The sequence below is a fragment of the Microbulbifer sp. CNSA002 genome (genome assembly GCF_047324085.1).
Classification (GTDB): domain Bacteria; phylum Pseudomonadota; class Gammaproteobacteria; order Pseudomonadales; family Cellvibrionaceae; genus Microbulbifer.
Genome location: NZ_CP172449.1, coordinates 2,925,264 through 2,939,958, shown reverse-complemented (window position 1 = coordinate 2,939,958; position 14,695 = coordinate 2,925,264). Strand labels below are relative to the sequence as shown.

The following is a 14,695-nucleotide window of genomic DNA, read 5'->3' as shown; positions in this document are numbered from 1 at the left end:
AAGATGCAAAAATATTGATACCTAAATATTGCTTGCTTATCTATATATACATGTTCGGAATACATAAGTGTTGGCTAAGATTTGTCGTGGCTTGATCTAATGTTGACTGGTTTGAGGTGCATTACTTGAGTGGGGGTATGGGGCAATAGCTCCTTTGGAATACATGTATGCCTTTCAATAAAGCTAGTAACGTCGCCTCCTTTTGGCAGGTTACATTAAAAATCAAGTACTGAATTTTATATGGTTTATTGGCTTAAGGTTGATGTTTGGTGAAATCTGTGAGATGTATATGATATGACTGACTGTACTTGGTTGGCGTTGCCAATATTTCCTTGCATTGATTTTTGGTGGTCACTTGTAGTGACCAATTGATTCTTTATTGGAGAATCGTACATAAGGTGAAATTGTTTGGGGGGTGGCCTTGGCTGATTAGGGAGTAATGGGCGCCTTTGCTTTACTTTTGCTTTTGTTCGTTTTTTAAGTCAAGGGTTAGTTCTCAGGTTCTAAAAGCCTCTTGATAGTGTTAATGAATTTTTCTGCAAAATTCAAAACGCTATCTCGTTTTGTGAGTGGATCACAGTACGAAAATATAAATACTGAATTACGTACCGTTGAATAGGTTAGTAGTGAGATAGGGTGAGCCCCATGTGTTTGAAATGGAATTGCCGTGATGATTTCAAAGTACTTCATTGCCGTGCCAAGCGCTTTCATGCTGCCTACATTAGATATACACATTCCTTCAGAAAAGACAGATTTCTTTTCCTCATAATCCTGAGCCCATTCAATAATATCCTCGAGTTTATATTTCTTGGGAAACATGAACTTGAATGGTTCTCCTTCTTCCGCCTGTTTATCAAGCTCAATCTGTAAGTGGCGCGCTAGTTGCCAAGTATCTTCTATGTCTATATTGGGCATGATTTCAAGAGTGGTTGCTGATGAAAAAGCACCTACTGCACTTAATCCAATTTCAGTGCCGCAGAGTTCACGAACATCCATGGGTAGTAAAATTTTTATCCAATCTTTATGGTTGGGTAATATTTTGGATGCTTGAATCGCAATGGCGCAAAACAGGGCGCTTGGCCTTACCTTGTGACTTTTCCCTATTTTTACCAGTTGTGAGATTTCTGCAATCGGAAATTGCCGATATATAGCATGACCTTCACGTTCTGATACAAAAGCAGGTTCCTCTACGGGCCAATTAAAAAGTTCATCTTTTTGAGAAGATGGTTTTTCATGGGCAAAGTATTTAGAGGAGCTAAAGTAGCTTTCGACAGCTTCGTAAAGTGGTTGTCCGCCCAACCTGAATGTTCCTTCATCTTTAAAGAATATGTCCAAAATACAGAATAAAGTCATCACTGATCGGCCATCCAAAGCTGCGTGGCTGCTGACTAGTGAGATCCATTCAACTTCGTCATGGGAATTAATATAGAAAGAAAGTGTATATGTGCATTTTTCAACATCAAGGCCCGTCTTACCCCGACGATTGAATTCAGCCTCGAAATCAAGAGGCTCCTTCAATTTTCGAATCTCAATTGGAATTGACTCGAATGGTACGTCGCAGCGCCATCGAAGCTTGTTGCCGGACTCAACTCTTGCCTGTAAAAGTGGGTAGATTTTATGTGCCGATGCGAAACCACTTATCAATTTTTCAACGCTAAGAGGAGTGAGTACTTTGATAAAGGAGATTACTAATGTCCCCCCGCAAGTTCGCCTTGCCAACTCGGTGAACATAGCCTCCTCTGCACCTAATACTCTGGAGAGCTCTGTAGCCGGCACAAAGTACCTCCTTTTTAAAGCCCATCCATATCATGTAAAGTAACTTGAATAGGCTTGAATCGCAAAAAACAATTGCTTAAAGATAAATGGCTGTAGATTTGATTTTGGATACTTTGTTGCAGAAGAGTAGTTAAGTGATGGTAAGTTGTACTAACAATGGTTTTATTGGTGCGGATTTTATTTAAGGGTTTTTCCAGGAAAATTGTTGTTTATTGGTCTGTAGCGGTTTTAGTGAAGTTCTTTACATTTGCTTTTACCCTACTGGGGGGAAGTAGACTTACAGTTGGGTTTTGGACAGTAGCTTTGTGGCCAGCATGTTGTAGTTGATGTAAGCTGTGGGTGAGTGCTCTTAGTAGGGGGGGGATATTTGCTTATCCATTGGTTGCCCCTTGCTGAGTAAGATAATTTGCACATCTTATATAATTTATTCTGACTGGGCTTTTAAAATATGCCGGAACAACTCTTTACACTTTTACCTTTTTGGCCTGCGATACTTGGAGCTGTAGTACTTTTTTTGCTAGCTAAATCCATCGTGATAGTGGAGCCAAAGCAGTACCACTTCGTGCTATTTCTTGGTAAGTACTGGAAAACTGCCACCCCTGGTTTCAACTTGATTATTCCCTACCTTTCCTGGGTAGACAAAAAAGCCTCAACGGCTCTACACGAAACCCCTGTTGAGTTGAGTCTAAAGACCAGTAATCATGTCACATTTGGTTTGATTCTAAAGGTTCAGCATCAGGTGTCGTCGGATGTGCAGCTTGCATACAAAGCTCTCTATGATCTAGAGAATTACCAGGCACAGCTGAAGTCTTTTGCGACAGATGCAGCTATTCCTGTTGCCAACGGCATTGAGCTGGAAGACGTTTATAACAAAAAAGAACATATAGCTGATAAGGCTAAAGAGCGCCTTCGCCAATTTTTCCACGACTTTGGTGTAGAGATTGTCGATGTATTATCAGATGAGCCGCGGCTACCCAAGTCGGTAGAGGTTCAGGCTAACAAAGTTATGGAAATGCAGCGGGAGAAGCAGGCCGCTACCTACGAGGCTGAGGCGATCCGGGAGCGCGAAGTGGGTAAGGCTAAAGCTGATGGCGAGTCCGTAAAGATTCGTATGGAGAAAATGGGGGAGGCACGACGGGTATATGCACAAAGTGCAGCCGAGGCTATTAAGGTTCTTACCAGCGCTGGTACCAGCGCAGACGAAGCGTTGCGCTTTATGACTGCCATTGCAGATAATGATGCACTGGTAACTGCTGCACGTCACGGTAGTACTGTGGTAATGGCTACCAGCCAGGCGCAGCAAGTACCTGTCGCTTTGCCGTTACCTGATAAGTCGGCTGCGGTAGCAAAACAACGGCCGCTGAGAGAGCCCGAGCCTGTCTAGTAAGGTCACCCGAGGGGTAAGCCTACGGGCTTATCCTTTGGTAGCTTCGGGGTATCTAGATAGTACTTTACCCCGATAGTCGATGTCGTACTGCTCAGCGCTACAGTACTTGATATTCAAAGTGGTACAGCTACAACATTTTTTTATGGTCTTGGCGTTGCTTATATTGCTTTTTCAGTTGTCTTTGGTTGTGATTTGATTTAATGGGCCGATATGATCTTTGCTAGGCATTTTACCGGCGAGTCCAAGCCAGCTAATCCCGACTATGGTTGGTCCAATTTAGGGTATGAACTGATTATATTTATAAAAGCGCCGATAGCCCGTGTAATCACCCTAGCTCTCATTCGAGCAATAACATGAATGATCGGTAACCCAGATAAATCCTTAGCACTTTATATGTGGGTGATATTTCCAAAGCACTCTTATTTTTTGGATTATTTTTTACCCTGGATGGAGGGTTATGTTTCTCCTGTTTAGAAGGCCGTTGAAGCAAAGTTCTTAGTGTCTTTTGTGCTATTGCTGTTTCGAAGCTCTATTGTGACTCCTAATGTGTATTTGGTCTGCATAGCTAGTGGCGGAAAATTATACGTGATATCGAAGCTGTCAAGTTTTTACCTGGAAGATGATGCTCGTATTATGTCTCGGAAGGGCAAGGTATCGCTATTTTATAGTTTGTTGGTATTGGGCAGGAGTATTGATGTCCACTATCACGCCAGTATTGGTCTTACATGAATTGTTGCATCTCAAGAAGTTATTGGTAGTGTAATGCTTGGAGGGGGTCCCAGCTGCTAATAAATAAGAATAATATGGATTTTTTGATTATGACCTAAGAGCTAGGGTAAGAGGTGCAGCTATAGTAGCTCATATATATTATCTTGCCGCGGCTGCTTAAAGACCTGGGGGCAGGAATGCACCATCACAAACTATTCAGTGACAAGAGTGAGCTTTATAAGACTGCTAGGCCAACCTATCCTCCAGAGCTTTATAAGTGTCTCTCAAGCTTGGCTCCATCAAATAAACTTGCCTGGGATTGTGCTTGCGGTAGTGGTCAGGCAGCGATAGGATTGGCGAAACTATTTAGTAGTGTGTACGCAACTGATATTAGCGCCGAGCAAATAAAAGCGGCTAAAGCTCACCCTAATATTCACTATCAAGTAAGACCTGCTGAGCAGTGTGACCTGGCAAATGAGAGTTGTGATTTGGTTTGTGTAGCCCAGGCGTTGCATTGGTTTAACCTTGATGATTTTTGGCCCGAAGTTCTAAGAGTTTTGAAGCTAAAAGGTATTTTTTCAGCTTGGGGCTATAACTGGCCAGTCTTAGATGGAGATCTGGCTCAAATATTCAATGAACTTATTTTGGGTCCAATAGAGACGTACTGGGCTCCACAAAACAAATTGCTCTGGGATCATTTTAAGGATATAGACTTTCCTTTTGGTACTATACAGGTTTCGAAGCCAACTATGGAAGCAATCTGGGACCTGAATGAGTTTTTTAATTTTATACATACTTTTTCGGCTGTGCGGAGATGTATAGATGGCATGGGTGGTGAATTTATGGAGCGGGCCTACCGTAAGGCTAAGGAGGTTTGGAAAATACCTCAAGAGAAAAGAGTGATAGCATTTGATTTTGTGCTCTATGTAGGGTGTAAGAAAGCTTGGTGATAGAGAGATATCGCTATCACTAGATCAGGGCAGTAGAAGTGCTTTGTAAATCTGTATTTAATTTCAATAGTAACTTATCAAATTAGAAAATACCGGGGAGTTAAAAATGTCTTATGCAGATGGATTTGTGGCAGCTGTACCCTCAGATAACAAAGAAGAATATATTAAGCATGCAAAAATTGCTGCAGAGGTATTTAAAGAGCAGGGGGCTCTAAAGGTTGTTGAAACTTGGGGTGATGATGTTCCAGAAGGCGAATTAACCTCTTTTCCTTTGGCCGTAAAGTGTGCTGGCAATGAAACTGTAGTGTTCTCCTGGGTCCTCTGGCCTTCTAAAGAGGTTCGAGACTCTGGATGGCAGGCGGTTATGGATGATCCGAGGATGAATCCAGATCAAAACCCTATGCCATTTGATGGTAAGAGGTTAATCTATGGTGGCTTTAATATTATTCTTGATAAATAAAGTTTATCTATAGTTTGATTGTGGGTCGATAAGGACTGTTTGTTGAATTTTGACCCTATATAAGTACGGAGTCAGATTATATTGAGGATGCTTTTAAGGCTAGGTGGTCATGTCGGGGAAAAGTAGTATTGGTTAGTAATGTGTACTTTCTTTCTTCTACAACTATAAAAAAGGGCATAGTTCAAGTATGCCCTTTTTTGTTAATTTTAAATTATCACTTAGCTTCCATCTTCAAATGAGGCGATAGCAGATGCTGTGTCCCATGAACCATCTTGATAAAGTATTGTTGCCTTAGCGGTATATGCCCTAAATGCACGAATCGTAAAAGAACAATACCTGTCAGAAGTGGTTCCACAACTATGAGCATCATCTGACCAAATTACGGAACTAATTACTTTGCTTGTATCTTCTTCTATTCTAAATGCCGCAGTTGCTGTATTCGCACCCCATACTAATGCGAAACAAACATTTGGTCTGTATGTATCAAACTTAATGGTGTCGACATAGCACTCCATTGTTGCAGCTGTTGTGTGAGAGCTGATAAAAAAAGAGGGCTGCTATTATTCCTGTGCCCAGTAATCTTTTCATAAATGTTCCCTATAAATGATTTCTTAATTTTTGTGAGAGTATTCCAAATTACTTACCACGATTGAATGGTATACGCATAATTTTTCAATATACAAGTATTTTGTTTGATGGTTTTTCTTGTTATGTGATGGCGTTTATATATTTAAGGGCTTGTAGAGTACTGCTGGTAAATATTTTGTTATTCAGGTTGTACGTAGGTCCCAATTTGTGGCTGGTTGTTAGGTTTGTAGATATTTTCTGCCAATTTCTTATGGTTGCATTGGTAAATACCGGCCGTATAAAGAATAGTGCGCCGCCAGACGAAAAATGGCTGATAAAATTTGAAGGGTATATAAAGAGAGCTTTTAGTGGCCGGGTAAGGATAATTGAGTGATCTCTATTGTTTCCTATAAAGTTAGTGCTCTTTATCTTTTCAGTTTTGGAGATGGGGTAATTTAGACTGGTTTATAATAGCTAGCTCCTTCGGTCTTTCTTGGTTGCTTATATAGCATATGGTAGGTAAGGTTAGCCCTGTCAGTGATTTCCATTTCCTTGAGATAGTAATAGTTGCTAGGGTGAGTTAAATGGCGTTTGAAAATTGGTTGGCCTTTTGCGCAATCGCACTCTTGGCAACTGCTACCCCTGGCCCAGCGGCACTACTGGTCTCTATCAATACTCTATCGAATGGTGTTAGAGGAGGTGTGTTCGCGGCATTGGGCAATATATCTGGCTTGTTTGTTATGTCCGGGCTTTCAGTTATTGGATTGAGTGTACTTGTCCTTAACTCTTCTTTGGCGTTTACTGTGGTAAAGGTGGTTGGGGCTGGATATCTGATTTATATGGGAGTTAAGCTTTGGAAAAATGGAATAGGAAGAGTGGATTCTTCTGAGGTAACTTGTAATGCTAGGCGAGGTGCATTGAGTTTGTATATTCAAGGGGGCTTAATTGCCTTAACGAACCCTAAAGCGATAATATTTACAACCGCGCTTTTCCCACAATTTATTTCATTGTCCGACTCACTATTACCTCAGTTTTCCTTGCTGGTCTTCACTTTTATGGCATTATCTTTTAGCTGTTTATTTTGTTATACCTTATTAGCTTTCGGTACCAAAAAATGGTCAAGGAGTATGGCTTCAAGTCGATTTCTCGGTCGGATATTTGGTTCCACTTTTGTTGGTGCTGGTTGTATTTTAGTTGGCACATCAAAATAGGAAGATGTATATAAGAATATACAAAAATCTATTTTGGGTGCTTCTGTAAAATATACAGTATTCCTTATGCAGTCAGAAGCAAGGTGGTAAGTAGGTAGCAGCTAGATGAGTAGGGTAAGCCGCACCCTTTGCTTAATATGTACCCCCCCCCAAAAAAAAAATACAGCAAGTAGTTTCGCGAGTTACGTAGTATGGATATTAAAGATTATATTGAGTTGATCCATAGTTTTTCAAAGACAGATTTTGAACTTCAGGGAGGTGGAAACTCTATCTGTTTTCGGTTGCAAAAGGAAAGGGATTTTGTTTTTCCGAAAGAGTTTCAAGAGTATATAGTTCACTATGCGCCTGCCCACAGCCAATATCTTGATGGCGTGGGCAATCCAATTGATCTTTATAGTGCCAGGCGCTTGTCATGGGTGATGAATGGATATAACTACAACCCGGTTGATAATCAGCCAATACCCGGTTGGGATAAAACTTGGTTTTTATTCGCCGATGAGGGTGCAGATCCAATCATTGTAGACTTGGCCGAAAGCAACCGAAATTCAAAGGTATATCGTGCCATGCATGGGGCTGGGGGGTGGGATTTTAGGCCTATCGCCGATTCAATAGGGCAATTTCTACTATGCGCTTCAGCTCTACATCATGCGCTCTCCGGAATAGTTGACAAAGATGTACTTGTTGATGATGGATGTGGGTTTAATCTTCATGAAAGAAGTGCATCTTGGTTGTTTCCATTCTTTCGTCAATATGCGGATAAATATTACACAGATTGGCTTGCAGTATTTGATAATAGTTAGCGGAATGATTTATTGATAAATTCTTTATTATGGCTGCAACTCAAGGTTGATCTCAGTTTATGTGAAGGTACCTTGCTAAGCGCTTTTGAAATCTTGCTCATGAATAACTAGTACTTATGTAGTGAGGGAATACCCGACTCACGAACAAGCTTCCCTCACATTTTTTGGCTTCTGTTGACTTTCCGGTACCTTTCCACTAGTTTCGCGACCACGATTAGAGGTGCCTTCTGCCCTGAATTGGCTGAGAAGGTTAAACGGGAAGTCCGGAAATCCGGCGCTGCCCCCGCAACGGTGATCCACCTGTATTCTGAGTGGTAAGCCCGATACCGGCCTCTTTTCTAAACACGATGGAGCGGAGGGCTACCATCTTGCAATACGATCTTTCGCGCTTCGGCGTGCCGCATTGCTATTCCTCCCTCGATCCCATGTGCTTTTGTCTTAGGGGTTGAAACTTGAAAAAATCTATATTGAGCCTGGCTGTTTTATCAGCCGTGAGCGCGCCGTCTTTTGCTGAATCCACTGTTACCGAATCTTCAATTCCTGACCTGGAAACCGTGGTTGTTGTGAGCTCCCGTCAGGGTGAGCCGCTGCGCCAGGTAGCTACTTCAGTAACTGTATTGGATGAAGAACAGCTAAAAGAGCGGGGATTGGTGTCCCTTGCCGATGTCTTGCGCAGTGTGCCCTCCGTGTCTGTTACTAATACAGGGGGTATGGGCAAGACAACCTCCTTAAGGGTACGTGGAGAGTCCGGTTTCAGAACCTTGGTTCAGATAGACGGCATCGACATTTCTGACCCAACCGGTACCCAGGCGGGGGCTCATATTGAACATATTATGAGCAGCAACTTGCAGCGTGTGGAATTATTACGCGGTCCACAAGGTATGCTCTACGGGGCCGATGCCGGTGGAGTGCTGGATATCTCAACTCGTCGTGAAGATCAAGGGCAGCGCTTTGAGGTGTCAGCTGAGGGCGGTAGCTCCGATACTGAACGCTACAATGCCAGCGCTAGCGGAGCCAATGAAGCATTGGATTATTTTGTTTCTGCAGCGGCGGCAGAAACCGATGGTTTTAATACCAGTAGTTATGACTCGGAATTGAGAGATGACGACGGTTACGATAATGAAACCTTGCATGGCCGTGTAGGTTGGAATATTTCTGAGCAGTGGCGACTTGAGGCTGTGGCGCGGGATACCGATGCTTCAGGTGAGTATGATCGCTGCGGCTGGCCCTCTCAGGATGATTGTAACTTTGATTTCAGCCAGGAAAGTGTTCGTGTCAGCTTAGCTCATAAAGGCGAAGATGGTCAGCAGGAGTTGGCTTATACACGTTCTGATTTGCAGCGTACCTATATCAGTGAAAGCGTGCCCTTTTATGAAGCGGAAGGTGATATCGAAAAGTTGAACTTCACCGGTTCCTACGGGTTTAGTCGCGAACATGGAATGGTCTACGGGGTAGAGCATCGTGAAGATACTTCGGGCGACCTGGATCGGGATCAGTGGGCAGTTTATTCCGAATATCAGGGAAGCTATGCCGATCAGGCTTATATCACCCTTGGCCTTCGCCATGACAATAACTCTGATTTTGGCAGCTACAACAGCTTCCGCGCCAGCTCAGCCTATTTATTTGAGGATGTTGCCAACGGTACGGTAAAAATAAAAAGTAGTTACGGCACTGGCTTCCGTGCCCCGAGCTTATATGAAGTTGACTACAACGCTACCGCATTCGACTGGTTAACTTTTACTCCATTAGAGTTGCCATCTCTTAAGCCGGAAGAGAGCCGAGGCCTGGATCTTGGTGTTGAATACTTTGGTGAAAACTCTCTCTACCTGGAGTTCGTACTGTTTAAACAGGTCATTGAGAATGAAATCGGATTCGATATGGCCGACTACACAGGTTACCTGCAAAGCAGTGGAGAAAGCGTGTCCCAAGGCGCTGAGTTTGTTGTCGAAGCGCAATTGACTGACAGTCTATTGCTCTCTGCCAATTACACCTACACCGACGCTGAAGAAGCCGATGATTCTCCCCGAGCCCGCAGTCCCAAGCACTTGGCGAATCTCGGCTTCACTTATAAGCCTACTAGTGACTTGAGCCTTGTTATGAACCTGCGTTCCAGTGCGGATGTGGTAGATAGCGATGGCTCTTCGCTGGATGATTATCAAGTGCTGGATGCCAGTGTCCGTTATCAGCTGAACAACGCCACGACGGTATTTGTTCGCGGTGAAAACCTTACCGACGAAGATTATGTGGAAGTTACTGGCTATAACACTGCGGGCCTCGCCGGTTATGCTGGTGTGGAATTCAGCTTCTAAAGCACTTTCTTTTATAGGTTCTTGAACTGAGGTGGCCATGTCGGAAGACGAGCAAAAACGAAATGCCAAGCACAAGCAGGCAATGCAAAAACACAAGGAGAAGGTTGATGCCAACATTGCAGCAGCCGATATCCAGCGTGGAGTTGCTGTCCTTCTCACTGGAAATGGCAAAGGGAAGTCGAGCTCAGCTTTCGGCATGGTGATACGCGCACTGGGTTACGGGCAGAAAGTGGGTGTAGTGCAATTTATTAAAGGCGCACAGCAATCTGGGGAAGAGCTTTTCCTTAAAAACCATTGCCCGGAAGTTACTCTCTATCAAATGGGTACTGGCTTTACCTGGAATACTCAGGATCGCACCAGCGATATTGCTGCTGCAGAGAGAACCTGGGCAGAGGCAGAAAAAATGCTCACCGATACCACCTATGACTTAGTGGTGTTGGACGAACTCACTTATATGCTCGCTTACAAATACCTGGATGAGTCCAAAGTATTGGAGACTCTAGCCCAGCGGCCACAGGAACAGAGTTTGGTGGTGACTGGTCGAGGTGGTGGTAGTGCACTACAGGAGCTAGTGGATACGGTATCTGAAGTGAAAGATGTTAAGCATGCTTTTAAAGCGGGCATCAAAGCCCGCAAAGGCGTAGATTACTAGGTTGTTTTCACTATGTCCGTGTTGATGGTTCAGGGCACGACTTCCGATGCCGGCAAGAGTACTTTGGTGGCCGGGCTCGCTCGTTACTTTTCCCAGCGCGGAGTCAGTGTCGCACCTTTTAAACCGCAAAATATGGCACTCAATAGTGCCGTTACGGCGGATGGTGGTGAGATAGGGCGGGCACAAGCGCTGCAGGCCCAGGCTTGTGGAATCGACCCTCACAGCGATATGAACCCGGTGTTACTTAAGCCCGCTTCAGATACTGGGGCTCAGGTTATTATCCAGGGTAAAGTGCTGGGGAATATGCAGGCGCTGGATTACCACCACTACAAGGCTACCGCGCAAAATGCAGTGCTGGACTCCTTCGCACGGCTCGATGATCAATATGAGCTGGTGTTAGTTGAAGGGGCAGGTAGCCCGGCAGAAATTAACCTGCGGGAAAACGATATTGCCAATATGGGCTTTGCCGAGGCGGTTGATTGCCCGGTTATACTGATTGCCGATATCGATCGCGGAGGTGTGTTCGCCCACTTGGTAGGCACCCTCGAATTGCTGTCTTCCTCAGAGCGAGAGCGTGTGGTCGGTTTTGTGATCAACCGCTTTCGTGGCGATCTGCAATTACTTCAGCCGGGGCTCGACTGGTTAGAGGAGTATACCGGCAAGCCAGTTCTCGGAGTCTTACCTTATCTCCATGACCTCTACCTTGACGCGGAGGATGCCATTAGTACCAAACAGAGCGGTGCTGATGCTCGATTGAAAGTGGTAGTGCCGGTATTGCCGCGCATAAGCAATCATACAGATTTTAATGCGCTGAGGTTGCATCCGGATATCGATCTGCAATTTGTCAGTGTCCGCGAACCAGTCCCTCAGTGCGACTGGATTATTCTTCCTGGCAGTAAAAATGTACGGGCAGACTTGGCCTACTTAAAAGAAAACGATTGGCCTGCACAGTTGGATCGGCATCTGCGCTATGGCGGCAAACTCGTGGGTATTTGCGGTGGTTTGCAAATGCTGGGGAGCGAGGTACAGGATCCGGATGGGGTAGAGGATACTCCGGGTAACGAACCGGGCTTGGGTTATCTGGATTTCACAACTCGCTTGCAGCCAGTCAAAGCACTGAAAAATATTACCGGCTTTTTAGCTTTGGAAAATGAAGTAAAAGAAGCTACTCCTGTTCAGGGCTATGAAATCCACTGTGGTATAACAGACGGTGTAGCTCTGCAAACTCCAGCGGTATATATCTGTGATAAAGGCAGAAATCCCAGGCCTGATGGTGCAATAAGTGCTGATGGACAGATATTCGCGACCTACGTGCATGGGCTGTTCGATTCACCCGAAGCGCTGAGCGCACTTTTTGCCTGGGGTGGGTTGAAAGACTCTACGCCGCTGGATGTGGGTGAACAGCGGCAGCAACAATTGGACAGGCTGGCTGAGACTATTGCCGAGAATATCCAGGGAAACTGGCTCGAGCAATTTGAGGGAGCCAGGGAGACGGCAGCGTTGCAAGAGGATACCCAGTGACTGTTGCCCGTATAAAAGCATTAAATATTGCCTGGTGGTTACTGCCCGCAGTACTTGCCCTTAGTTTTTCTGCTGCCGTTGCCATAGGAGCAGTGTATCTCTCACCCTCACAACTATTTGCCGCGATCAGTGGCCAGGGCGACGGTGGACTCGCTGGGGATATTGTTCAGGTAATACGATTGCCAAGGGCGCTGTTGGCCGCTGGAGTGGGTGCTGTGCTCGCCATCTGCGGGGCAATGTTGCAAGGCTTATTTCGAAACCCTCTAGCTGACCCATCCCTGATTGGTGTTACCGCAGGGGCTTCTCTCGGTGCTTGTTTGGCCATCCTGTTAGGAGCGGAGGTTGCCGCTGCGTTTGGGAGTTTGCCCGTTGTATCCATAGCTGCTTTTTTCAGCGGCCTTTTAGCGGTGACACTGGTCTACAAAGTGGCGAAAAGTATTAATGGCACTTCCGTGGCGACCATGTTGCTAATGGGGATTGCCGTTACCGCTTTTTCCGCAAGCCTGATCGGGCTAATGGAGTACTTTGCTGATAATGACACCCTGCGCCGTATGAGCCTGTGGCTTATGGGAGGGCTGGATGCAGCGAGCTATCCTCGCGCTTTTCTGGTTTTGGCCGTGCTGGGCGCTTTGCTTGCCAGTATGTCCCGTTTCGGCACCTCACTAAATGTTCTTTTATTGGGAGAATCCCAGGCGCGCCATCTCGGTATTGATGTGGAGCGGGTAAAAACCCGTTTGATAGTGCTTGTTGCGGCTGGAGTGGGCACTTCGGTTGCTGTAGCCGGCAGTATTGCTTTTGTGGGGCTGGTAGTGCCTCATATAGTGCGTTTGTGGGTAGGGCCTGATCACCGGCAGCTGCTGCCGCTTTCTGCCCTGGCTGGAGCCAGTTTATTGCTAGTTTCCGATACCCTGGCACGAACCATTATTGCCCCGGTGGAGATCCCGGTAGGGCTGATCACCGCACTAATTGGAGTGCCTTTCTTTGTTTCCTTGTTGCGTAAAAGCAGGGGGGCAATTTAATGGCTCTGCTACAGGTGGAGGGAGTTGCGGTTAGTGTCGGTAATCGGCCGCTGTTGCAAGATATCAACCTGGAGGTGGATGTCGGCGAGCTGGTTTGTGTGATTGGCCCCAATGGCGCCGGTAAGTCGACCTTGCTGCGTGCCCTTTGCGGTGAAGTCAGGATGGATTCCGGGCAGGTTCACTTTAAAGGCAGCTCTTTTTCAAAGTTGTCCGCCCGCAATCGAGCCAGGCAAGTTGCCGTCCTGCCGCAAAATAACCCACTGTCATTTGCCTTTACCGGGCTGGAATTGGTCGCCCTCAGTCGAACTCCGCATTCCACCGGCACTGACCGGGACCGAGAAATCTGCCTGGAAGCCATGGCTGCGCTGGATGTTAGCCATTTGTCTGAGCGCCTGTACCCAACATTATCCGGCGGCGAGCAGCAGCGCTTGCAACTGGCTCGGGTGATGGCCCAGGTCTGGCGGGCAGAGGATGGGGGAGAGCGGCTCCTCTTATTAGATGAGCCCGCTGCCAGCCTGGATATTGCACACCAATATGGAATGATGAGAGCGGTAAGAGACTTCGCGCGAAGTGGCGTAGCTGTGGTAATGACGGTCCATGATCTGGCCCATGCCAGCGGCTATAGCGACAGAATCCTCGCCTTAAAGCAGGGGCACAGTATGGCCTACGGAAATCCGGAGGATGTATTGACTGGGGAGAATATGCAGCAGCTTTACGGCTACAGTGTCACGGTGATGCCACACCCCGTAACTGGTAAATCCCTGGTGATTGCCGATGCCTAGCACCAGTGGTGTACATCTGGTACTAGGGGGCGCCCGCAGCGGAAAAAGCCGGCTCGCACAACAGCGCGCGGAACAGTGGCTAAATAGCAGTAGAGATGGTGGACTTATCTACCTGGCAACGGCTACGGCGGGCGATCAAGAAATGTCTACCCGTATTGCTCGACATCGGGAAGACCGGGATCATCGCTGGCAGACCCTGGAAGAGCCTATTGCATTGGCAGAGGCTCTGGTTACAGCTGCTGAGTCCCACTGTGTACTGGTGGACTGCCTCACTTTGTGGTTGAGCAACTGTCTTCATCAGGGCGTTTGGGAGCGTGAACAAGAGGCGCTTCTGCAATGTATTGATCAGAGGCGTACTCTCGCTAACGGTAATACCCCACCTTGGATTTTTGTCAGTAATGAAGTCGGTTCGGGTATTGTGCCTCTTGGGCAGTTATCGCGGGAATTTGTGGATGCGGCAGGTTGGCTTCATCAGGCATTAGCCGAGCGAGCTGATAGCGTCACCTTGGCAATTGCAGGTTTGCCGCTCACAGTAAAGTAATCACCTGAGATT

The 14,695-nt window shown here is 46.1% G+C and carries 12 protein-coding genes and 1 riboswitch; of the genes, 11 read left to right on the top strand and 1 reads right to left on the bottom strand.

The window, feature by feature from the left end; genetic code table 11:
• Positions 1-489: 489 nt before the first annotated feature.
• Positions 490-1,776, bottom strand: a complete 1,287-nt coding sequence (locus ACG1BZ_RS13075; RefSeq protein ID WP_413662200.1) for a hypothetical protein — start codon at positions 1,774-1,776, stop codon at positions 490-492.
• 448 nt (positions 1,777-2,224) lie between these two features.
• Between ACG1BZ_RS13075 and ACG1BZ_RS13070 the strand changes: the two genes are divergently transcribed.
• The 11 genes from ACG1BZ_RS13070 to cobU all read left to right on the top strand — a co-directional run bounded on the left by ACG1BZ_RS13070 (position 2,225) and on the right by cobU (position 14,683).
• On the top strand, positions 2,225-3,160 hold the full coding sequence (locus ACG1BZ_RS13070) for an SPFH domain-containing protein (protein ID WP_413662199.1): 936 nt from the start codon (positions 2,225-2,227) through the stop codon (positions 3,158-3,160).
• A gap of 908 nt (positions 3,161-4,068) precedes the next feature.
• Complete coding sequence (locus tag ACG1BZ_RS13065) at positions 4,069-4,821, top strand: class I SAM-dependent methyltransferase (protein ID WP_413662198.1); 753 nt, start codon at positions 4,069-4,071, stop codon at positions 4,819-4,821.
• A 106-nt stretch (positions 4,822-4,927) separates the two neighbouring features.
• The gene (locus ACG1BZ_RS13060) at positions 4,928-5,281 is read left to right on the top strand and encodes a DUF1428 domain-containing protein (protein ID WP_413662197.1); all 354 of its coding nucleotides are present in this window, start codon (positions 4,928-4,930) and stop codon (positions 5,279-5,281) included.
• A gap of 1,151 nt (positions 5,282-6,432) precedes the next feature.
• A complete protein-coding gene (locus tag ACG1BZ_RS13055; RefSeq protein WP_413662196.1) occupies positions 6,433-7,059 on the top strand; it encodes a LysE family translocator in 627 nt (208 codons plus the stop codon).
• Positions 7,060-7,250: 191 nt separating this feature from the next.
• Positions 7,251-7,859 carry an SMI1/KNR4 family protein gene (locus ACG1BZ_RS13050; protein ID WP_413662195.1) on the top strand — a complete coding sequence of 203 codons (609 nt, stop codon included), beginning with the start codon at positions 7,251-7,253 and terminating at the stop codon, positions 7,857-7,859.
• Positions 7,860-8,060: 201 nt separating this feature from the next.
• Positions 8,061-8,209, top strand: a riboswitch (cobalamin riboswitch).
• A gap of 102 nt (positions 8,210-8,311) precedes the next feature.
• Positions 8,312-10,168, top strand: coding sequence for a TonB-dependent receptor plug domain-containing protein (locus ACG1BZ_RS13045; protein ID WP_413662194.1), 1,857 nt, complete (start codon positions 8,312-8,314; stop codon positions 10,166-10,168).
• A gap of 37 nt (positions 10,169-10,205) precedes the next feature.
• The gene (gene cobO, locus ACG1BZ_RS13040) at positions 10,206-10,820 is read left to right on the top strand and encodes a cob(I)yrinic acid a,c-diamide adenosyltransferase (protein ID WP_413662193.1); all 615 of its coding nucleotides are present in this window, start codon (positions 10,206-10,208) and stop codon (positions 10,818-10,820) included.
• 12 nt (positions 10,821-10,832) lie between these two features.
• The gene (locus ACG1BZ_RS13035; protein WP_413662192.1) at positions 10,833-12,341 is read left to right on the top strand and encodes a cobyric acid synthase; all 1,509 of its coding nucleotides are present in this window, start codon (positions 10,833-10,835) and stop codon (positions 12,339-12,341) included.
• The gene (locus tag ACG1BZ_RS13030) at positions 12,338-13,360 is read left to right on the top strand and encodes a FecCD family ABC transporter permease (RefSeq protein ID WP_413662191.1); all 1,023 of its coding nucleotides are present in this window, start codon (positions 12,338-12,340) and stop codon (positions 13,358-13,360) included. Before ACG1BZ_RS13035 ends, ACG1BZ_RS13030 begins: the two co-directional genes overlap by 4 nt.
• The gene (locus ACG1BZ_RS13025) at positions 13,360-14,142 is read left to right on the top strand and encodes a heme ABC transporter ATP-binding protein (RefSeq protein ID WP_413662190.1); all 783 of its coding nucleotides are present in this window, start codon (positions 13,360-13,362) and stop codon (positions 14,140-14,142) included. Before ACG1BZ_RS13030 ends, ACG1BZ_RS13025 begins: the two co-directional genes overlap by 1 nt.
• The gene (cobU, locus tag ACG1BZ_RS13020; RefSeq protein ID WP_413662189.1) at positions 14,135-14,683 is read left to right on the top strand and encodes a bifunctional adenosylcobinamide kinase/adenosylcobinamide-phosphate guanylyltransferase; all 549 of its coding nucleotides are present in this window, start codon (positions 14,135-14,137) and stop codon (positions 14,681-14,683) included. The genes ACG1BZ_RS13025 and cobU overlap by 8 nt, the downstream gene beginning before the upstream one ends.
• The last annotated feature ends 12 nt before the right edge of the window (positions 14,684-14,695 follow it).

Excerpts from the sequence above, each read along its gene's own strand:
- ACG1BZ_RS13035 (WP_413662192.1), top strand. The coding sequence starts at position 10,833 with ATGTCCGTGTTGATGGTTCAGGGCACGACTTCCGATGCCGGCAAGAGT.
- cobO (WP_413662193.1), top strand. The coding sequence starts at position 10,206 with ATGTCGGAAGACGAGCAAAAACGAAATGCCAAGCACAAGCAGGCAATG.
- ACG1BZ_RS13060 (WP_413662197.1), top strand. The coding sequence starts at position 4,928 with ATGTCTTATGCAGATGGATTTGTGGCAGCTGTACCCTCAGATAACAAA.
- ACG1BZ_RS13025 (WP_413662190.1), top strand. The coding sequence starts at position 13,360 with ATGGCTCTGCTACAGGTGGAGGGAGTTGCGGTTAGTGTCGGTAATCGG.
- ACG1BZ_RS13065 (WP_413662198.1), top strand. The coding sequence starts at position 4,069 with ATGCACCATCACAAACTATTCAGTGACAAGAGTGAGCTTTATAAGACT.
- ACG1BZ_RS13050 (WP_413662195.1), top strand. The coding sequence starts at position 7,251 with ATGGATATTAAAGATTATATTGAGTTGATCCATAGTTTTTCAAAGACA.
- ACG1BZ_RS13070 (WP_413662199.1), top strand. The coding sequence starts at position 2,225 with ATGCCGGAACAACTCTTTACACTTTTACCTTTTTGGCCTGCGATACTT.
- cobU (WP_413662189.1), top strand. The coding sequence starts at position 14,135 with ATGCCTAGCACCAGTGGTGTACATCTGGTACTAGGGGGCGCCCGCAGC.
- ACG1BZ_RS13055 (WP_413662196.1), top strand. The coding sequence starts at position 6,433 with ATGGCGTTTGAAAATTGGTTGGCCTTTTGCGCAATCGCACTCTTGGCA.